An 18360-nucleotide genomic window follows, 5' to 3' on the forward strand; every position below is an offset into this window, starting at 1 on the left:
TGGTCCATCCCGCCGCAAGGCAAAGAAAGGGCACGATCCATGGACAGAACCGGCTTGTTGATCATCCTGTCGTCCCCTTCGGGCGCGGGGAAATCGACGCTGGCCCGGCGGCTGATGGACTGGGATCCTTCCTTGCGTTTCTCCGTATCCGCGACAACCCGTCCGCCCCGACCGGGAGAGGTGGACGGGCAGCATTATTATTTCACCAGCCCCGGCGCCTTTCACCAGATGGTCGAACAGGGCCAGATGCTGGAACATGCCGAGGTGTTCGGAAACCTGTACGGCAGCCCCCGCGCCCCGGTCGAGGCCGCGATGCGCGACGGGCGCGACACGCTGTTCGACGTGGACTGGCAGGGTGGCCAGCAGATCCGTGCCTCGGCCCTGGGCGGGCATGTCGTGTCGATCTTCGTGCTGCCGCCGTCGCTGCCGGAACTGGAACGGCGCCTGCGGTCGCGCGGGCAGGACAGCGACGCCGTGATCGCCGGCCGGATGGAGAAAAGCCGGGCCGAGATCAGCCACTGGGCCGAATACGATTACGTCCTTGTCAACGACGACCTGGACGAAACCGAGGCCCGGCTGCGCGCCATCCTGACGGCGGAACGCCTGCGCCGCGAACGCCAGGGCGGGCTGGGCCGCTTCGTGAAGGGCTTGATGGAGGAACACGCATGATCTGGGAACTGGACGGCCAAACCCCCGAGATCGCGCCCGACGCCTGGGTCGCGCCGGATGCGCAACTGATGGGCCGGGTGGTGCTGGAGGCCGAAGCCTCGGTCTGGTGGGGCGCGATCCTGCGCGGCGACACCGAGGAGATCCGCGTGGGGCGCGGCAGCAACGTCCAGGATCTGAGCGTGCTGCACACCGATCCGGGCTGCCCGCTGGTCATCGGTGCGGATTGCACCATCGGCCATCGCGCGATCCTGCATGGCTGCACCATCGGCGACGGTGCCCTGGTGGGGATGGGCGCGACGATCCTGAACGGCGCCAAGATCGGGGCGGGGGCGTTGATCGGTGCCGGCGCCCTGATCGCCGAGGGAAAGGACATCCCGCCCGGCGCCCTGGTCATGGGCGCGCCCGGCAAAGTCGTACGGATGCTGGACGAGGCCGCGCTTGAAGGCCTGCGCCAGTCGGCGGCGCGTTACCGCGCCAATGCCGCCCGTTTCCGCACGGGCCTGCGGCAGGTCCGCTGATGCAGCAGGGTCATCGCCGGGCCTCGGACCTGCTGGAAGGGGTGCCCGTGGCGATGCTGGCCGTGGATGGACGCGCCCGCACCATCGGCGCCAACCGCGCGGCCGTTGCCCTGTTCGGCGAGGGCGATCTGCTGAACCGACCCTTTGTCACCGTCCTGCGCCATCCCGCGGTGGTCGCCGCCGTGGACTGGGTGCTGGACCCCGACCGCCATCCTGCGCCGGTGCCCGACCCCTCGCTGCCGCCGCCGGTCGAGGGCGTGGCGCGGCTGAACGCGGTCTTTTCCGCCGACGGACGCGATATCGCGGCCGAGATCACGGTGGCGCGGCTGCCCTCGCCCCTGGGAAAGGGGGCAACGATCGCCGTCATGGACCGATCCGCCGCCGAAGAGGCCGAGCAGATGCGACGCGATTTCGTCGCCAATGTCAGCCATGAACTGAAGACGCCTCTGACCGCGATGATCGGCTTCATCGAGACGTTGCGCGGCCCGGCCCGCGACGACGCCCGCGCGCGGGACCGCTTCCTGGATATCATGGAACGCGAGGCCGGGCGCATGAACCGGCTGGTCAGTGACCTGCTGTCGCTCAGCCGCGTCCAGGCCGAGGAGCGGCGCCGTCCGCTGGGCCGGGTCGACCTGCCGCTGCTGTTGCGGGGCGTGCTGGCGACGCTGGGCCCCGCCGTCCAGGCTGCGGGGGTCGCGGTCGAGACGCAGGGCATCGACGGCAGCCGCGAGGTGCCGGGCGACCCCGACCAGCTGGTGCAGGTCTTCCAGAACCTGATCGAGAACGCGCTGAAATACGGCGGCTCGGGCGGCTATCTGGGTGTCGCCATGCGCCGGATCGACCACGAGCCCCTGCTGCGCGGTCCTGCCTGGGCCATCGAGATCCGCGACCGGGGCGAAGGGATCGAGGGGATGCACCTGCCGCGCCTGACCGAACGCTTCTATCGCGTGGACACGCACCGGTCGCGCGCCCAGGGCGGCACCGGGCTGGGCCTTGCCATCGTCAAGCATATCGTCAACCGCCACCGGGGCCGGCTGCGCATCGACAGCGCGCGGGGCGAGGGCAGCACCTTCACGGTCATCCTGCCCGAAAGCGCCAACCGGGGCTGAGGTTTGCCGGTGGCGGGCGGCCCGCCCCTGGCCTATAACCGTCCAAGCTGATCCGGAGGAGCCCGCAGATGACCCAGACCCCCCAGACCGATCCCGCCAAGCTGGCGGCCGCGCGCGCCGCGGTGGCGCTTGTCCGTGACGGCATGAAGCTGGGCCTGGGCACCGGATCGACCGCCGCCATCATGGTGCGGGAACTGGCCGCCCGCGCCCGGGCCGAGGGTCTGTCGCTGCGCTGCGCCGCGACCTCGAAGGGCACTTGCGACCTGGCCGAAAGCCTGGGCCTGTCCATCGAGAGCCTGGACGAGATCGGCTGGCTGGACATGACCATCGACGGTGCCGACGAGGTTGACCCCGACCTGCACCTGATCAAGGGCGGCGGCGGGGCGCATCTGCGCGAAAAGATCGTCGCCGCCGCCAGCCACCGCATGGTGGTGATCGCCGATCCCGGCAAGGTCGTGGAACAGCTGGGCACCTTCCCCCTGCCGGTCGAGGTGCTGCAATTCGGCTTCGAGACGACGCGGACCCTGATCCGGCGCGCCCTTGCGGATCTGGATCTGGGCGATCGCGACGTGCTGCACCGCCTGAAGGGCAGCGAGCCCTGGGTCACGGATGAGGGGAACTGGATCCTCGACCTGCATCTGGATTGCATCCCCGATCCGGTGGCCCTGGCCCGCGCGCTTGCGGCCATTCCGGGCGTCGTGGAACACGGGCTGTTCCTGGGCATGTGCCATGTCGCCATCATCGGCAAGCCGGATGGCACGGTTGTCCAGCTTGACCGCAATGCCGATATTGATGCCGACATGCTTGCGGGCGAGGGGGACTGACGTGACTTTCGACTTTGACCTGTTCGTGATCGGCGGCGGATCGGGGGGCGTCCGGGCCGCCCGGATCGCAGCGGGCGAACACGGCGCCCGCGTCGCCCTGGCCGAGGAAAGCCGCATGGGCGGCACCTGCGTCATCCGGGGCTGCGTTCCCAAGAAGCTGATGATCTTCGCATCCCAAGCCGGCCTGATGGCCGAGGAAATGCGCGGCTATGGCTGGGAAGGCGCCCAGGCCGGTCGGTTCGACTGGCCGGTCTTCAAGCACAAGCTGGATTCCGAACTGAACCGGCTTGAGCTGATCTATACCGCAAACCTTCAAAAATCCGGGGTCCAGATCTTCCACCAGCGGGCCACCATCGTCGATGCCCATACGGTCGCCTTGGCAGACGGCACGCGGAAGACCGCCAAGCATATCCTGATCGCCGTGGGCGGGCGTCCCGCGCTGCCGGGCATCCCGGGCGAGGAACTGGGCCTGATCTCGGACGACCTGTTCCTTCTGGACCGCCTGCCGCGCCGGGTTCTGGTGGTGGGCGGCGGCTATATCGCCTGCGAATTCGCGACCATCCTGACGGGCCTGGGCTGCGAGACGGTGCAGGTTTATCGCGGCGACGCGGTGCTGCGCGGCTTTGACCGGCAGATGCGCGACATGGCGACCCTGCAACTGAGCGGCATCGGCATCGACCTGCGGCTGAACGTCAACCTGACGCGGCTGGAACGGACGGGCGACCAGACCCGCGTGACCTTCAGCGACGACAGCCACGAGGATTTCGACGCGGTCATCTGGGCCACCGGCCGCGACCCCTATACCGGCGGGCTGGGGCTGGAGAATACGGGCGTCCATCTGCGCGCGAACGGTGCGATCCAGGTAGACGAATGGTCCCAAACCTCGGTCCCGTCGATCTTCGCGGTGGGCGACGTGACCGACCGCGTGAACCTGACCCCTGTGGCGATCCGCGAAGGCCATGCCTTTGCCGATACGGTCTTTGGCGGCAGGGCGCGCAGGGTCGCCCATTCCAATATCGCAAGCGCCGTCTATCTGCGCCCGCATGAAGCCGCCTCGGTGGGCCTGACCGAGGAGCAGGCCTGCGCGCGCGGCGATGTCGACGTCTATGCGACCACCTTCCGCCCGATGCGGTCGATGTTCGCGGGCAGCGACGCCAAGGTGATGATGAAGCTGCTGGTCGAACCCGAAACCGATGTCGTGCTGGGCTGCCACATCTTCGGTCCCGACGCGGGCGAGATGATCCAGCTTGCCGCCATTCCCATCACCATGGGCGCGACCAAGGCCGATTTCGACGCGACGATGGCCGTGCATCCCACCGCGGCCGAGGAACTTGTGACGATGCGCCAGCCGTCCCGGCGTCACCGGCTGGAGATTCCTGCACAGGCTGCAACTGCCTGACAATTGCGACAGATGCGCGCGCTGAGGGGGCCTTCGGGTTGACATTTCGCCCTGCCGGCCCAGTTTCAAGTGACGGATTTTCGAAGAAGAAAGAAGGACCACGGATGGCAAGTCAGGGCCCTTGGGGCGGCGGAAGCGGCGGAGGAGATGACGGGGATCGCGACAAGCGTCCGACCAACCGCCCCTGGGGACAGCAGCAACCACCAAAGGGACCGCAGCGCCCCGGTGGCCCGCAGCAGATGCCCGAGATCGAAGAGCTGATGAAGAAGGGCCAGGAACGCCTGCGCGTGCTGATGGGCGGGCGCGGCGGCGGCGGGCCGACCGGTGGCGGCGGCGGACGCCGGGGCCCCAGTGGCCCGGCGTTCCAGATGAACCGCTCGACCCTGACCATCGCGGGGCTGATCCTGCTGGCCTTGTGGGCATTTGCCAGTTTCTACCGTGTCCAGACCAACGAACGCAGCGTCGAGTTCCTGTTCGGCCGCGCCGTGGCGGTGGGGACCGAGGGTCTGAACTTTGCCCCCTGGCCCGTCGTCACCGCCGAGGTGATCCCCGTGACCAACGAACGCGTGACCGAGATCGGCACCGGCGCCCAGGGCGAGATGGACAATGGCCTGATGCTGACCCGCGACCAGAATATCGTGGACATGGAATACCAGGTCGTCTGGAACATCTCGGACCCCGAGAAATTCCTGTTCAACCTGGCCGACCCGGCCGACACCATGCGCGCCGTGGCCGAATCCTCGATGCGCGACATCATCGCGCGCAGCGAACTGGCGCCGATCCTGAACCGCGACCGGGGCACCATCGCCAACGACCTGCAGCAATCCGTGCAGCAGACGCTGGACGCCTATGAATCCGGGATCAACGTGGTCCGGGTCAACCTTGACCGCGCAGACCCGCCTGCCGAGGTGATCGACGCCTTCCGCGAAGTCCAGGCCGCCCAGCAGGAACGCGACCGGCTTGAGAAGGAAGCCGATGCCTATGCCAACCGGGTGCTGGCCCAGGCCCGCGGTGACGCCGCAGCGACCTTGGAACAGGCCGAGGCTTATCGCGCCCAAGCCGTCAACACCGCCCAGGGCGAGGCGGCGCGCTTCAATTCGATCTACGAGGAATATGTGAAGGCGCCCGACGTGACCCGCCGCCGGATGTATCTGGAAACGATGGAAACCGTGCTGGGCCGCGTGGACAAGGTGATCCTTGGCGATTCGGTGAACGGTCAGGGATCGGGCGTGGTGCCCTATCTGCCGCTGGACCAGTTGCGCCGCCAGGGCACCGGCACGCAGAACACGGGCCAGCAGAACCGGGCCTTGCCGAACAGCGGTCAGCAGACCCTGGGCCAGCCCGCCACCGGCCTTCAGAACCAGGGCCAGACCGGCACGAATATCGGGGGTAACAACTGATGGCCACTGCTCGCAGAATCACGGCCGCGACGCTGGCCATCCCGTTCCTGATCGTGGTCGCGGTGCTTGTCGCTTCGTCGCTGTTCATCGTGGACGAGCGCGAAAAGGCGCTTGTGCTGCGACTGGGTCGCGTCGTGGACGTCAAGGAGGAACCGGGCCTGGGCTTCAAGGTGCCCTTCCTCGACAATGTCGAGAAATACGACGGCCGCATCCTGGGCCTGCCGACCGTTCCGCTGGAAGTCACCCCGCTGGACGACCGCCGCCTGATCGTTGACGCCTTTGCCCGCTGGCGGATCACCGATGTCGTGCGCTTCCGCCAGGCGGTCGGCGCGGGCGGCATCCAGGGCGCCCAGGGCCGTCTGGAACCCATCGTGCGCAACGCCATCCGCGAGGTTCTGGGCACCGTGCCGTCCACCAGCGTGCTGTCGGACGACCGGACCGCGCTGATGAACCAGATCCGGGACGAGGCGCGCAACAATTCCGAAGGGCTGGGTGTCGAGATCATCGACGTGCGCCTGACCCGCACCGACCTGCCCGAGCAGAACCTGAACGCGACCTATGCACGGATGCGGGCCGAACGTCAGCGCGAGGCCGCCGATGAAATCGCCCGGGGCGGTGAGGCCGCGCAGCGCGTTCGCGCCGCAGCCGACCGGACCGTCACCGAGCTGACCTCGGAAGCGCAAAAACGGGCCGAGATCGTCCGAGGCGAGGCCGATGCGCAGCGCAACGCGATCTATGCCGATGCCTTCGGCCGCGATCCCGAGTTCTTTGCCTTTACCCGGTCGATGACCTCGTATGAACGCGCGCTTCAGGGCGACAACAGCACGATGGTCCTGCAGCCCGAGGGCGAGTTCTTCAGCTATCTGCGCGACGATGGCGCCAGCCGGGCCAACCCCTCGCCCACGCCTGTCCCGGCAGGCAATTCCGCGGCCGAGGTGCTGACACCCGCCGCGGGCGAGGAGGAGGAAGGCCTGGTCACGCCCACCGTGACCGACCGCGAAGGCAATCCCTTGGGCGAAAGCGCGGGCGTCAAGCTGACCCCGGTGCCCGAGATGCTGACGACCCCGCCCCAGCAAAGCGACGGCGTCGTGGCGCCGGTCAGCGGCGCGGCTGATCCCGCCTCGCCCGAAGCTGCCCCGGCAGAAGCCGCACCGCCGCCAGCCGATGGGGCGGCGGAGCCCGCCCCCCAGCCCGTGGAGACTGAACCCGCGGCGGAACCGGCGCCGGAAGCCGCAGCAGGGGCAGGCGAACCCGCCCCCGAGGCCGAGCTGACGCAGTAACATCAGGCGAAAGGGCGGGTGGCGACATCCGCCCTTTTGCAATGAAAGTCACGATCAGTTCACTGGCCGAGAGCGTGGTTTATTTGCAACGCTTCCCTATTTCTTCTTCATAACAACCGCGGTCCCCGGCCCCCTGTCAGGATCGACGAACTGCGAAAGATGAGGACATCCGCATGAAGACGTTTTCTCCTCGGCACCTTCTGACCGCCTCGGCACTGGCCGTGACCGTCGGCCTTGGTTACGCGGCCGCGCAGGATGCGCAGCCCGACATCACGCCCGAGGCCAGCCAGCAGGCGCAAGAGGCGGCCAACAACAACGAACCCTTGAAGGCAGAACCCCAGGCCGGCGCGTCCCAGGTCATGCCGGACAGCTTTGCCGATCTGGTCCAGCAGGTCGCCCCTGCGGTCGTCAACATCACCACAAGCGCAGTGGTGGCCCAGCCCACCGGCGGCGAGGGCGGCCCGATGTTCCCCGAGGGCAGCCCGTTTTCGGACCTGTTCCGCGACTTCGGCTTTCCGGGCGTTCCGGGCCAGCCGGGTCAGGGCGGCCCGCGGATGCCGCAGCGGTCCAACGCGCTCGGCTCGGGCTTTGTCATCTCGGCGGATGGCTTCATCGTCACGAACAACCACGTGATCGAGGGCGCCGACGAGATCGAGATCGAGTTCTATTCGGGCGAAACCCTGCCTGCGACGGTCGTGGGTACCGATCCCAACACGGACGTGGCCCTGCTGAAGGTCGAAAGCGACGAGGCGCTGCCCTTCGTGCAGTTCGGCAATTCCGACGAGGCCCGCGTGGGCGACTGGGTGCTGGCGCTTGGCAACCCGCTGGGGCAGGGTTTCTCGGCCAGTTCGGGGATCGTGTCCGCACGGAACCGCGAACTGTCCGGCACCTATGACGACTACCTGCAGACCGACGCCGCCATCAACCGGGGCAACTCGGGCGGGCCGCTGTTCAACCTGCAGGGCGAGGTTGTGGGCGTGAACACCGCGATCCTGTCGCCCAATGGTGGATCGATCGGCATCGGCTTCTCGATGGCCTCGAATGTCGTGTCCACGGTCGTGGACCAGTTGCGCGAATTCGGCGAAACCCGCCGCGGCTGGCTGGGCGTCAAGATTCAGGACGTGACCCCCGACATGGCCGAGGCGCTTGGCCTGGCCGCCGAAGCGGGCGCGATGGTCACCGACGTGCCCGAAGGCCCCGCGCGCGAGGCCGGGATGCGGGCGGGCGATGTGATCACCAGCTTCGCCGGTTCCCCGGTCGAGGATACGCGCAGCCTTGTCCGCCGCGTGGCCGAGGCCCCGGCGGGCGAACCTGTCGATGTCGTGGTGCAGCGGCAGGACGGCCCCGTCACCCTGTCCGTGACGCTGGGCCGCCGCGAGACTGCCGAGGGCGCCAGCCCCACGCCGTCCGGTTCGGACCGCGAACCGGCGCAGCAGGACATCCTGGGCCTGTCGCTGTCGGTCCTGACGCCCGAGATGGCGCAGGACATGGGCCTTCCCGATGACGCCAAGGGCCTGCTGATCCAGGAGGTCGATCCTGAAAGCGAGGCTGCCGAAAAGGGCCTCGCCCCCGGCGACGTCATAACCGAGGCGGGCCAGCAGCCCGTCGCGACCATCGCCGACCTGAACGCCCGCATCGACGAGGCGCGCGAGGCCGGACGCAAGTCGCTGCTGGTGCTGGTGCGCCGCGACGGGGAACCGCGCTTCGTCGCCCTGCCGGTCAGCGAAAGCTGATCGCCAGGGGCGCAGGCCCGGCAAGCATGACTGAAAGGGCGGCCCGGAAGTTCGGGCCGCCCTTTGCATGACCGGCCGACAGGAGGGCCAGGGACCGAAAGGAGATCCAGGTATGGCCGACGACGACCCGCTGATCCTGACCGCCCAGCTTGACGATGCCAGCTTTGCCCATTTCCAAGCCATGCGGCAGCGGCATTTCCCGCCTGCGCGCAATCACATCCCCGCGCATCTGACGCTGTTTCATCATCTGCCGGGCGACCGAATAGGCTGGGTGGTTCAGGAGCTGCAAGGGATTTGCCTCACCGCCGCGCCCCTTCCGGGCCGCGTGGCAGGCCTGCGCTTTCTGGGCAAGGGCGTTGCCTATGACCTTGACTGCCCCGGGTTGGAGCAGTTGCGCAGCAGGCTGGCCGCCATCTTCGCCACCGTCCTGACCCCGCAGGACCGCCAGCGGATCAGGCCCCATGTCACCATCCAGAACAAGGTCGCACCTTCCGAGGCGCGCCGGCTGTTCGACGATCTCTCTACCGGCTTCCAGCCCTTTCCCTTCACTGTGACCGGGCTGCTGTTGTGGCGCTATCGTGGCGGGCCGTGGGATCCGGCCGGGCGGTTTCCCTTTCCTGGCGCGGCCGATGCGCCCGGACCGGGGTAAGGGCGCTGCCCCTTTTCTTTGCGGGGGCGATGGCCTATCTGCCCCCTGCACAGCAAAGGATACGCAAGCCATGGCCCGCATCACCTATATCGAGCATAACGGAACCCGCCACGAGGTCGACGTGAAGCCCGGAATGACGGTGATGGAAGGCGCGCGCGACAATGGCGTGCCCGGCATCGACGCCGACTGCGGCGGCGCCTGCGCCTGTTCGACCTGCCATGTCTATGTCGATCCCGCCTGGCTGGACCAGCTTCCCCCCAAGGATCCGATGGAGGAGGACATGCTGGACTTCGCCTATCAGCCCGATCCGGAACGGTCGCGCCTGACCTGCCAGATCAAGGTGACGGATGCGCTTGACGGGCTGGTCGTCCAGCTTCCCGAACGCCAGATCTGATCACTTCAGCAGCGACAGCGCCTGGCCCAGGTCGATTGCGCCGTCATAAAGCGCCCGGCCCGAGATTGCTCCGGCGATGACCTGCGTGCCGGCAAGCGCCCGCAGGTCGTCCAGCGACGAAACCCCGCCCGAGGCGATCACCGGGATGCTGACCGCGCGGGCTAGCGCCTCGGTCGCGGCGATGTTGGGGCCTTGCATCGCGCCGTCGCGGTCGATGTCGGTATAGATGATCGCGGCGACGCCCGCGTCCTCGAACCGGCGGGCAAGATCGGTCGCCATCACCTCGGTCTCGGTCGCCCAGCCACGGGTCGCGACACGGCCCCCGCGCGCGTCGATGCCGACCGCGATCCGGCCCGGAAAGGCTGCGGCCGCCTGCCGCACCAGGTCGGGGTTTTCCACCGCGACAGTGCCCAGGATCACCCGCGACAGGCCCTTGTCCAGCCAGCCTTCGATCGTCGCCATGTCGCGGATGCCGCCGCCAAGCTGGGCGGGTATGTCTATGGCGGCCAGGATCGCCTCGACCGCCGCGCCATTGACGGGACGGCCTGCGAAGGCGCCGTTCAGGTCCACCAGATGCAGCCATTCCGCGCCCGCATCCTGGAAGGCGCGCGCCTGCGCCGCCGGGTCGGTACCGAAGACGGTCGCGGCCTCCATCTCTCCGCGCAGCAGGCGTACGCAGTTGCCGTCCTTCAGGTCGATGGCGGGATAAAGGATCATGGCACGGCCTCCTGGTTCGCGGATCGCGCTTCCTTTGCCATGCGGACGGGCGGAACGGAAGGGCGGGCCGCGACCTGACGTCACGCTTGCCAGAATCCGGGCGCCCCCCGCAGCATCCGCCCATCCCAGGGAGGAGGGAAACCACCATGCGCCACATCATCATCGCCGCAGTTCTTTCGCTTGCCGCCACCGTCGCCACCGCCGACCCGATCGAGGGGATCTGGCAAACCCAGCCGGACGAGGGCGCCTTTGCCCATGTCACCATCGCGCCCTGCGGCCAGGCCTATTGCGGAACCATCACCCGCGCCTTCAAGGACCGGGCGGAATACCAGTCGCCCAATGTCGGCCGCCAGATCGTCATCGACATGGCGCCCCAGGGTGGCGGCAACTATTCGGGCAAGGTCTGGCGGCCCGCCAATGACAAGATCTACAATGGCAAGGCCAGTGTCCAGGGCGACCGGATGAGCCTGTCGGGCTGCGTCGCCGGCGGGCTGATCTGCAAAAGCCAGACCTGGGCGCGGGTGCAATGACCAGCCGCCCTTGTCGATGACCGCCAAGGCGGCACCTAGGTGATCCGGCGCCTGCCGGACCCTGGGGTATGACTTTATCTACAGGTCCGGCAGTTTTTCATGGCAAGACAGGCAGACCCCGTGTTCATGTCACGAAAGTGTCATGTTCATGTTTGGGGTTTGCTCGTCATGTTATACGACCGTTCGGAACCGCTGGTTCCAGCATCCGGAAACTCAGTCTGGCGCATTGCCCTGATGGACCGCCCGACTTTTGTCGTCGCAACCGCACTTATCGGCGGAATTGCAGCTCTGGTCCTGATCAACCTTGTGCTGGACGGTATGAGGGCGTCGCCTGACGACTGGGAAACAGTTCCTGCCCGCCTTTACGGGATGGTCCATATTGGTGCCGAACGATCACTGGCGGAAAGCTATAACTACGGGCTGGCCTTTGGCGCCGGGATCATGTTCCTGGCGGCGGGGATCTCTTCCAGGTCCAGAACCTGCCTCGCGATGGCCGGGGCCATGATGATCGCGTGGTTTGATGATTCAGGCCAGTATCACGAGCGAATGGGAACGGTCTTTGCCGAAAGCCTGCCAACGCTCAGGTTCATGGCCCTGGACGCCCATACCTTGGGGGAACTGTTCGGCTGGCTGACGATCGGCATCGTCTTCGCCGGACTTTTCCTCTGGGCAAGCCGACGGTTCGACCGGATCGACCGCATCGTCGTCAAACTGGTCAAGGGGCCGCTGCTTCTGTTGATCGCCTGCGCCAGCATCGTCGATCTTGTCCATGCCTTGGCGGGCGGCGTGCTTCTCAGCTACCTGTTCCTCTACCTCGAGGACGGAGGAGAAATGCTGGCGATGGCTTTGCTTGCCACCGCCAGCCTTTATCTTGCCCGGAATGTCGAGCGAATCGACGACAAACCCTAAGCCGTCCGCCATTGCGACACGCAAGGGATCTTGTCCCGGTCGCAGCGGTCGGCGTATTTGCGGGCGATTTCCTGCACCTCGGCCAGCAGGCCGTCGGCCAGCTTGATCGGCTCGAGCCCCATGCCAAGGAAGCGGTCGTTGGCGACGTGCAGGTCGTTCTCGTCCGCCTCGTTGCGGGGGTTCTTCAGGAAGGCGACCTCGACCCCGGTCTGGTCGGCGATCATCTGCGCCAGGTCGCGGACGCGATGCGTTTCGGTCATCTGGTTCAGGATGTTGACCCGGTCGCCCTTGGCAGGCGGGTTGGTCAGCGCCAGTTCGATGCAGCGGCAGGTGTCCTGGATGTGGATAAAGGCGCGGGTCTGGCCGCCCGTTCCATGCACCGTCAGCGGATAGCCGATGGCCGCCTGCATCAGGAAGCGGTTCAGCACCGTGCCGTAGTCGCCGTCATAGTCGAAGCGGTTGATCAGCCGGTCGTCGAGGCGCGTTTCCTCGGTCTGGGTGCCCCAGACGATGCCCTGATGCAGGTCGGTGATCCGGACCTTGTCGTTCTTGTTGTAGTAGAAGAAGAACAGCTGATCCTGGGTCTTGGTCATGTGATAGATCGACCCGGGATTGGCAGGATACAGGATTTCCTGCCGGTGGGGGCCGTTCTCGGTCTCGACCAGGACATCCAGGTATCCTTCGGGGATCTTCATGCCCGCCGTGCCATAGCCATAGACGCCCATGGTGCCCAGGTGGACCAGGTGGATGTCCTGGCCGCTTTCGACGATCGCGGCCAGCACGTCGTTCGTGGCGTTCAGGTTGTTGTTGACCGTGTACCGCTTGTGCCAGCTGGATTTCATCGAATAGGGCGCGGCGCGCTGTTCGGCGAAATGGATCACCGCGTCGGGCTTTTCGTCGCGCAGCAGGGTCAGCAGGCGGTGGTAATGCTTGCCCACCGTGAAGTTCTCGACCCGGATGGTGTGGTTGGTCAGTTCGTGCCAGGCCTTCACGCGTTCGCCCAGGGGGCGGATCGGGGTCAGGCTGTTCACCTCAAGTTCGACGTCGATCTTGCGGCGCGACAGGTTGTCCACGATGATGACGTCATGGCCCCGCGCCGAAAGATGCAGTGCCGTCGGCCATCCGCAGAAGCCGTCTCCACCCAGAACGATGATCTTCATGAACCTGCCTATCAAGGACCGCGTTTCGGCGTCTTGTAGAATGCCGAAATGGCGGATGCCATAGCTGCCATGCAGGTGACATCCGGCTGTCGCAATCGCCCGCCGACAGGCGTCAGCCCCGCGGGTCTATCAGCCGGGCCAGGACCGCGTCGCGGGTGATGCAGCCGCCGCCCTGAACGGGCAGGGCGGTCCTGCCAGACAGAAGGCCCATCACCTCGCGCACGGGCATGTCGCGGGGGACAGGATCGCCCGGCGCGTCGCCCGGCTGGACAACATCGGCGGCGGTCAGCACACCAAGCGGGTTCATGTGGGCCACGAAATCGGCCACATACTCGTTCACCGGGTTGGCGATGATCTCTCGCGCGGTGCCGATCTGGACGATGCGGCCGCCTTCCATCAGGGCGATGCGGTTGCCCAGCTTGAAGGCCTCGTCCAGGTCATGGCTGACGAAGATGATGGTGCGGCGCGTCTTGGCCTGAAGTTCCAGCAATTCGTCCTGAAGCCTGGCGCGGATCAGCGGGTCAAGCGCGCTGAAGGGTTCGTCCATCAGCAGGATCGGCGCCTCGGTCGCGAAGGCGCGGGCCAGGCCCACGCGCTGCTGCATCCCGCCCGACAGGTCTCCCACCTTGCGTTCGGCCCAATCGTCCAGCCCCACCGTCGCAAGCTGCTGGTCCACGCGCGCCTTGCGTTCGGCGGCGGGCATCCCCGCCAGTTCCAGGCCCAAACCCACGTTCTCGCGGACGGTGCGCCAGGGCAGGAGGCCGAATTGCTGAAAGACCATCGCCACGTGGCGCAGGCGGATGTCGCGCAGCGCCCGCTTGCCCGCCCCGCTGACCGAGATCATCTTGCCGCCGTCCCAGACCCGCACCTCGCCCCGGCAGACATGGTTCAGGGCGTTGACCGCGCGCAGCAGCGTCGACTTGCCGGACCCGGACAGGCCCATCAGCACGAGGATCTCGCCCTGCTGGACGTTCAGGCTGCAATCATGGACGCCCAGGACCTGGCCGGTGGCCGACCGAATCTCTCCGCGTTCCTTGCCCTGGTCCATCATCGGCAGGGCCTGTTCGGGATGGTCGCCGAAGACGATGCTGACGCGGTCGAATTCGACGGCATTGGGTATGCTGTTCATTTGCGGCCCTCCATCCGCAGCATCCGGTCCAGAAGGATCGCCACCACGACGATCACGAAGCCCGATTCGAACCCCAGCGAGGTGTTCACGCTGTTCAGCGCTCGGACCACCGGCACCCCAAGGCCGGACGCGCCCACAAGCGCGGCGATCACGACCATCGACAGCGACAGCATGATGGTCTGGTTCAGGCCCGCCATGATCTGGGGCAAGGCGCTTGGCAGTTCGACCTTCCACAGAAGCTGGCGGGGCGTCGCGCCAAAGGCGGTGGCGGCCTCGACCAGGGCGGGCGGGGTGGAGGCAATGCCAAGCTGGGTCAGCCGGATCGGCGCGGGCAGCACGAAGATCACCGTCGCCAGCAGGCCCGGCACCATGCCGATGCCGAAAAAGACGATGGCGGGAATCAGATAGACGAAGGTCGGCAGCGTCTGCATCAGGTCCAGCACAGGCCGCATCCAGGCGTAAAGCCGGGGCCGATGCGCGGCGGCGATGCCCACCGGCACACCGATCGCCATGCAGACCAGGCAGGCTGCCAGGACCAGGGTCAGTGATTGCTGCATCTCCTCCCAATAGCCCTGGTTCAGCACGAACAGCAGGCCGGCCGCCACCAGCAGGCAGGTCTTCCAGTTGCGCTGCAAAAGCCAGGTCAGCGCCACGGACAGCAGGATGAACAGAAAGGGATGAGGCGCCTCCAACGCGGCGAGGATCCGGCCGATCAGCCAATCGAGCGCGTTCGAGATCGTATTGAACAGCCCGGCAGCATTGGCGTTCAGCCAGTCGAAAACCGTCTTGGCGGTTCGTCCCACCGGGATCTTGTTATCCGTCACCAACGCCGTCAGCTGCTCCATGCGGACATCCTTGCTCCGTTGTTATGGCTTGTTCGGTCGTGGCGCGCGGCCCGGCGGTCAGCCGGACAGCGCCTCGGTCAGCGCGGCCTGGGCGTCATTGCCGTCAAAGGTCGTCACGCCGTCCAGCCAGGGGGTCGCGGCATCGGGATTGGCCGAAAGCCATGCCTTGGCGGCGTCCATCGGATCCTGCCCGTCGTTCAGGATCATGCCCATGATCTCGTTCTCCATGGGCAGGGTGAATTCCAGGTTCTGCAGGAACTTGCCGACATTCGGGCATTCCTGGACATAGCCCTGGCGGGTGTTGGTACGCACCTCGGCGCCGCCCAGGTCGGGGCCGAAGATTTCGTCGCCGCCGGTCAGGTAGGTCATCTCGAACTGGGCGTTCATCGGATGGGGTTCCCAGCCCAGGAAGACGATCGGCTGGCCCGCCGCATCGGCGCGGGCGACCTGCGCCAGCATCCCCTGTTCGCTGGATTCAACCACCTCGAAGGTGCCAAGGCCGAACTGGTCTTCGGCCACCATCTCCAGCAGCAGGCGGTTGCCGTCGTTGCCCGGCTCGATGCCATAGATCTGGCCGGACAGGGCGTCCTTGTGTTCCGCGATCTTGCCGAAATCGGTGATGCCCAGGTCGGCGCCCGCCTTGTTCGTGGCCAGCGTGTATTTCGCACCCGTCAGGTTGGTGCGGACCGTGTCCACCGTGCCCGCGTCGCGATAGGGGGCGATGTCGGCCTCCATCGTGGGCATCCAGTTGCCCAGGAAGACGTCCACGTCATCGGTGGAAAGGGCCGTATAGGTCACAGGCACCGACAGCAGCTTCGTCTCGGTCTCGTATCCCAAAGCCTGCAACACGGTCGAGGCAAGGGCCGTCGTCGCCGTGATGTCGGACCAACCCACATCGGACAGGACCACCTGGCGGCATTGGTCCGGTTCGGCGGCCAGGACGGGTCCGGCAAGTGCGGCGCCCATCACCACGGAAAGGGTCAGGCTTTTGCGGATCATGCGAGGCTCCCTGTTCTTGATTGGTCAGTCAATTAAAGTTACATAGGACCTGAATAGCAACCTTATTTTTCGAAGCAGGTGCCACATTGCCCAAGATCGGGGCCGAGCCTATCCGAAAAGCGGCACTAATCAACGCCACGATCTTCGAGATCGGGCGGGCCGGTTCTCTGGATGTCACAGTGGCGCAGATCGCCCGCCGCGCAGGCATGTCGCCGGCGCTTGCGCATCATTACTTCGGGTCCAAGGAACAGATTTTCCTGGCCGCGATGCGCTATATCCTGCGGGTCTATGGCCGGTCGGTGGCGGAACGGCTGCCGGGCCACGGACGGCGCGGGCGGCTGGACGCGATCATCGGCGCCAGCTTCGCGCCCCAGAACTTCCAGCGGGAAACGGTCAGCGCCTGGCTGAACTTCTATGCCCTGGCGCTGATCAACCCCGAAGCCGGGCGCCTGCTGCGGGTCTATCACTTTCGCCTGCGGTCGAACCTGATGCTGGCGCTGCGGCCGCTGACCAGCGAGCCGGCCCAGGTTGCCGAGACCCTGGGCGCGCTGATCGACGGCCTTTACCTGCGCGCCGTCCTGACTCCGGGCGGCATCGACGCCCAAACCGCCGAAAAGCTGATCTTCGATTATCTGGATGAAACCCTGACATGACCCACGACGCCCAACCCAAGGCCAGCCTGTTCATCGACGGACGCTTCGTCGAAGGCGAGGGCGCGGTCCTGCCCGTCCTTTATCCCTATACCGGCGAGGAAATCGCATCCCTGCGCGAGGCATCGGCGAATCAGGTGGCCCAAGCCTGCCAGGCAGCCGCACGGGCCCAGCCCGGATGGGCCGCGATGGCGTCCGCCGACAGGGGCCGCGTGCTGTCCCGTGCCGCACAGATCATCCGCGACCGCAACGAGGAATTGTCCCGGCTGGAGACGCTGGATACCGGCAAGCCCATTCAGGAAACGCTGGTGGCCGACTGGGCATCCGGGGCTGCGGCGCTGGAGTTCTTTGGCGGGCTGGCCGCCACCGTGACGGGCCAGATGATTCCCTTGGGCCGCGACTGGGCCTATACCCGGCGCGAGGCGCTGGGCGTCTGCGCGGGCATCGGCGCCTGGAACTATCCCAGCCAGATCGCCTGCTGGAAGGCCGCCCCCGCGCTTGCCATGGGCAATGCGATGGTCTTCAAGCCGTCCGAGGAAACGCCGCTGGGCGCGTTGAAGCTGGCCGAGATCCTGCTGGAGGCCGGCGCGCCGCCGGGCATCTTCAACGTGGTGCAGGGGCGCGGCCAGGTCGGCGCCGCGCTTGTGACCGACCCATGCGTCGCCAAGGTCTCGCTCACCGGATCGGTCCCCACCGGCCGCCGCGTCTATGCCGCCGCGGCCGAAGGGATGCGCCACGTCACGATGGAACTTGGCGGCAAGTCGCCGCTGATCGTGTTCGACGATGCCAGCCTGGACGATGCCGTTGGCGCGGCGATCCTGGCCAACTTCTATTCCTCTGGGCAGATCTGTTCCAACGGCACGCGGGTGTTTTTGCAGCAGGGGATCGCGCAGCGGTTCCTGGCCCGGCTGGCGGAACGGCTGGCGACGATCCGCACGGGCGACCCGCTGGACCCGAACACGCAATTCGGCCCGATCATCAACGGCACCCAGGCTGCCAAGATCCGCGCGGCGATCACTGCCGGGCAGGACGCAGGTGCGCGGCTGGTCTGCGGCGGCGCGGGCGAAGGGGCGTTCATCCCGCCCACCGTCTTTGCCGACGCCACCGACGACATGACCATCACCCGCGACGAAATCTTCGGCCCGGTGATGACCGCCCTGACCTTTGCCGACGAATCCGAGGTCGTGGCCCGCGCCAATGCCACCGGCTTCGGGCTGGCCGCCGGTGTCTTCACACAGGATCTCACCCGCGCGCATCGGGTGGTCGCCGCGCTGGAAGCAGGCACCTGCTGGATCAACGCCTATAACCTGACCCCGGTCGAGATGCCCTTCGGCGGCGTCAAGATGTCGGGCCTGGGGCGCGAGAACGGCACCGCCGCGATCGAGCATTATTCGCAACTCAAGACCGTTTATGTCGGGATGGGCGCCGTCGAGGCGCCGTATTAGG

Annotated in this window: 19 protein-coding genes; 14 read left to right on the forward strand and 5 right to left on the reverse strand. The window is 66.8% G+C overall.

Translation table 11 applies throughout. The features are described 5' to 3' along the window. Positions 1 to 39 precede the first annotated feature (39 nt). From gmk to IE224_RS08005, 10 genes are all read left to right on the forward strand, one after another. The gene (gene gmk, locus IE224_RS07960) at positions 40 to 669 is read left to right on the forward strand and encodes a guanylate kinase (protein ID WP_167622540.1); all 630 of its coding nucleotides are present in this window, start codon (positions 40 to 42) and stop codon (positions 667 to 669) included. Then, the gene (locus IE224_RS07965; RefSeq protein WP_191309302.1) at positions 666 to 1187 is read left to right on the forward strand and encodes a gamma carbonic anhydrase family protein; all 522 of its coding nucleotides are present in this window, start codon (positions 666 to 668) and stop codon (positions 1185 to 1187) included. Before gmk ends, IE224_RS07965 begins: the two co-directional genes overlap by 4 nt. Further along, positions 1187 to 2296 carry a sensor histidine kinase gene (locus tag IE224_RS07970; protein WP_167622538.1) on the forward strand — a complete coding sequence of 370 codons (1110 nt, stop codon included), beginning with the start codon at positions 1187 to 1189 and terminating at the stop codon, positions 2294 to 2296. The genes IE224_RS07965 and IE224_RS07970 overlap by 1 nt, the downstream gene beginning before the upstream one ends. A 68-nt stretch (positions 2297 to 2364) precedes the next feature. Then, positions 2365 to 3120, forward strand: coding sequence for a ribose-5-phosphate isomerase RpiA (gene rpiA, locus IE224_RS07975; protein ID WP_191309304.1), 756 nt, complete (start codon positions 2365 to 2367; stop codon positions 3118 to 3120). A 1-nt stretch (position 3121) separates the two neighbouring features. Beyond that, complete coding sequence (gene gorA, locus IE224_RS07980; RefSeq protein ID WP_191309306.1) at positions 3122 to 4519, forward strand: glutathione-disulfide reductase; 1398 nt, start codon at positions 3122 to 3124, stop codon at positions 4517 to 4519. A gap of 104 nt (positions 4520 to 4623) precedes the next feature. Beyond that, the gene (gene hflK / locus IE224_RS07985; protein ID WP_167622535.1) at positions 4624 to 5919 is read left to right on the forward strand and encodes an FtsH protease activity modulator HflK; all 1296 of its coding nucleotides are present in this window, start codon (positions 4624 to 4626) and stop codon (positions 5917 to 5919) included. After that, on the forward strand, positions 5919 to 7199 hold the full coding sequence (hflC, locus tag IE224_RS07990; protein ID WP_373305526.1) for a protease modulator HflC: 1281 nt from the start codon (positions 5919 to 5921) through the stop codon (positions 7197 to 7199). Before hflK ends, hflC begins: the two co-directional genes overlap by 1 nt. A gap of 173 nt (positions 7200 to 7372) precedes the next feature. Beyond that, the gene (locus IE224_RS07995; RefSeq protein WP_167622534.1) at positions 7373 to 8932 is read left to right on the forward strand and encodes a Do family serine endopeptidase; all 1560 of its coding nucleotides are present in this window, start codon (positions 7373 to 7375) and stop codon (positions 8930 to 8932) included. 112 nt (positions 8933 to 9044) lie between these two features. Next, positions 9045 to 9581, forward strand: a complete 537-nt coding sequence (locus IE224_RS08000; RefSeq protein WP_191309308.1) for a 2'-5' RNA ligase family protein — start codon at positions 9045 to 9047, stop codon at positions 9579 to 9581. A 70-nt stretch (positions 9582 to 9651) separates the two neighbouring features. Next, the gene (locus IE224_RS08005; protein ID WP_167622532.1) at positions 9652 to 9975 is read left to right on the forward strand and encodes a 2Fe-2S iron-sulfur cluster-binding protein; all 324 of its coding nucleotides are present in this window, start codon (positions 9652 to 9654) and stop codon (positions 9973 to 9975) included. Here IE224_RS08005 and hisA read toward each other — a convergent pair whose 3' ends face one another. Further along, positions 9976 to 10692, reverse strand: a complete 717-nt coding sequence (gene hisA, locus IE224_RS08010; protein ID WP_191309310.1) for a 1-(5-phosphoribosyl)-5-[(5-phosphoribosylamino)methylideneamino]imidazole-4-carboxamide isomerase — start codon at positions 10690 to 10692, stop codon at positions 9976 to 9978. Between the two features lie 146 nt (positions 10693 to 10838). On the opposite strand from hisA, the gene IE224_RS08015 reads away from it, so the two are divergent. Continuing rightward, complete coding sequence (locus IE224_RS08015; protein WP_191309312.1) at positions 10839 to 11222, forward strand: DUF2147 domain-containing protein; 384 nt, start codon at positions 10839 to 10841, stop codon at positions 11220 to 11222. A gap of 234 nt (positions 11223 to 11456) precedes the next feature. After that, a complete protein-coding gene (locus tag IE224_RS08020; RefSeq protein WP_191309314.1) occupies positions 11457 to 12131 on the forward strand; it encodes a DUF8692 domain-containing protein in 675 nt (224 codons plus the stop codon). Here the strand turns inward: IE224_RS08020 and IE224_RS08025 are convergent. The 4 genes from IE224_RS08025 to IE224_RS08040 form a co-directional block, all read right to left on the reverse strand. Continuing rightward, positions 12128 to 13291 carry an NAD-dependent epimerase/dehydratase family protein gene (locus tag IE224_RS08025; protein ID WP_167622528.1) on the reverse strand — a complete coding sequence of 388 codons (1164 nt, stop codon included), beginning with the start codon at positions 13289 to 13291 and terminating at the stop codon, positions 12128 to 12130. The genes IE224_RS08020 and IE224_RS08025 overlap by 4 nt on opposite strands. A 112-nt stretch (positions 13292 to 13403) precedes the next feature. Next, complete coding sequence (choV, locus tag IE224_RS08030) at positions 13404 to 14420, reverse strand: choline ABC transporter ATP-binding protein (RefSeq protein WP_167622527.1); 1017 nt, start codon at positions 14418 to 14420, stop codon at positions 13404 to 13406. Next, positions 14417 to 15265, reverse strand: a complete 849-nt coding sequence (choW, locus tag IE224_RS08035; protein WP_167622526.1) for a choline ABC transporter permease subunit — start codon at positions 15263 to 15265, stop codon at positions 14417 to 14419. Before choW ends, choV begins: the two co-directional genes overlap by 4 nt. A gap of 57 nt (positions 15266 to 15322) precedes the next feature. Next, positions 15323 to 16264, reverse strand: a complete 942-nt coding sequence (locus IE224_RS08040) for a choline ABC transporter substrate-binding protein (protein WP_191309316.1) — start codon at positions 16262 to 16264, stop codon at positions 15323 to 15325. 86 nt (positions 16265 to 16350) lie between these two features. Here IE224_RS08040 and betI point away from each other — a divergent pair, with 86 nt between their 5' ends. Together betI and betB are read left to right on the forward strand one after the other, a co-directional pair. After that, positions 16351 to 16917 carry a choline-binding transcriptional repressor BetI gene (betI, locus tag IE224_RS08045; RefSeq protein ID WP_191309318.1) on the forward strand — a complete coding sequence of 189 codons (567 nt, stop codon included), beginning with the start codon at positions 16351 to 16353 and terminating at the stop codon, positions 16915 to 16917. Further along, positions 16914 to 18359: a betaine-aldehyde dehydrogenase gene (gene betB, locus IE224_RS08050; protein ID WP_191309320.1), complete on the forward strand. Its 1446-nt coding sequence runs from the start codon at positions 16914 to 16916 to the stop codon at positions 18357 to 18359. The genes betI and betB overlap by 4 nt, the downstream gene beginning before the upstream one ends. Position 18360 lies beyond the last annotated feature (1 nt).

The sequence above is a fragment of the Paracoccus aerius genome (genome assembly GCF_014656455.1).
Lineage (GTDB): Bacteria > Pseudomonadota > Alphaproteobacteria > Rhodobacterales > Rhodobacteraceae > Paracoccus > Paracoccus aerius.

Excerpts from the sequence above, each read along its gene's own strand:
- IE224_RS07970 (WP_167622538.1), top strand. The coding sequence starts at position 1,187 with ATGCAGCAGGGTCATCGCCGGGCCTCGGACCTGCTGGAAGGGGTGCCC.
- betB (WP_191309320.1), top strand. The coding sequence starts at position 16,914 with ATGACCCACGACGCCCAACCCAAGGCCAGCCTGTTCATCGACGGACGC.
- IE224_RS08025 (WP_167622528.1), bottom strand. The coding sequence starts at position 13,291 with ATGAAGATCATCGTTCTGGGTGGAGACGGCTTCTGCGGATGGCCGACG.
- choW (WP_167622526.1), bottom strand. The coding sequence starts at position 15,265 with ATGGAGCAGCTGACGGCGTTGGTGACGGATAACAAGATCCCGGTGGGA.
- gmk (WP_167622540.1), top strand. The coding sequence starts at position 40 with ATGGACAGAACCGGCTTGTTGATCATCCTGTCGTCCCCTTCGGGCGCG.
- hflC (WP_373305526.1), top strand. The coding sequence starts at position 5,919 with ATGGCCACTGCTCGCAGAATCACGGCCGCGACGCTGGCCATCCCGTTC.
- IE224_RS08005 (WP_167622532.1), top strand. The coding sequence starts at position 9,652 with ATGGCCCGCATCACCTATATCGAGCATAACGGAACCCGCCACGAGGTC.
- IE224_RS08020 (WP_191309314.1), top strand. The coding sequence starts at position 11,457 with ATGGACCGCCCGACTTTTGTCGTCGCAACCGCACTTATCGGCGGAATT.
- IE224_RS07965 (WP_191309302.1), top strand. The coding sequence starts at position 666 with ATGATCTGGGAACTGGACGGCCAAACCCCCGAGATCGCGCCCGACGCC.
- IE224_RS08040 (WP_191309316.1), bottom strand. The coding sequence starts at position 16,264 with ATGATCCGCAAAAGCCTGACCCTTTCCGTGGTGATGGGCGCCGCACTT.
- choV (WP_167622527.1), bottom strand. The coding sequence starts at position 14,420 with ATGAACAGCATACCCAATGCCGTCGAATTCGACCGCGTCAGCATCGTC.
- IE224_RS07995 (WP_167622534.1), top strand. The coding sequence starts at position 7,373 with ATGAAGACGTTTTCTCCTCGGCACCTTCTGACCGCCTCGGCACTGGCC.
- IE224_RS08000 (WP_191309308.1), top strand. The coding sequence starts at position 9,045 with ATGGCCGACGACGACCCGCTGATCCTGACCGCCCAGCTTGACGATGCC.
- hisA (WP_191309310.1), bottom strand. The coding sequence starts at position 10,692 with ATGATCCTTTATCCCGCCATCGACCTGAAGGACGGCAACTGCGTACGC.
- hflK (WP_167622535.1), top strand. The coding sequence starts at position 4,624 with ATGGCAAGTCAGGGCCCTTGGGGCGGCGGAAGCGGCGGAGGAGATGAC.
- rpiA (WP_191309304.1), top strand. The coding sequence starts at position 2,365 with ATGACCCAGACCCCCCAGACCGATCCCGCCAAGCTGGCGGCCGCGCGC.
- IE224_RS08015 (WP_191309312.1), top strand. The coding sequence starts at position 10,839 with ATGCGCCACATCATCATCGCCGCAGTTCTTTCGCTTGCCGCCACCGTC.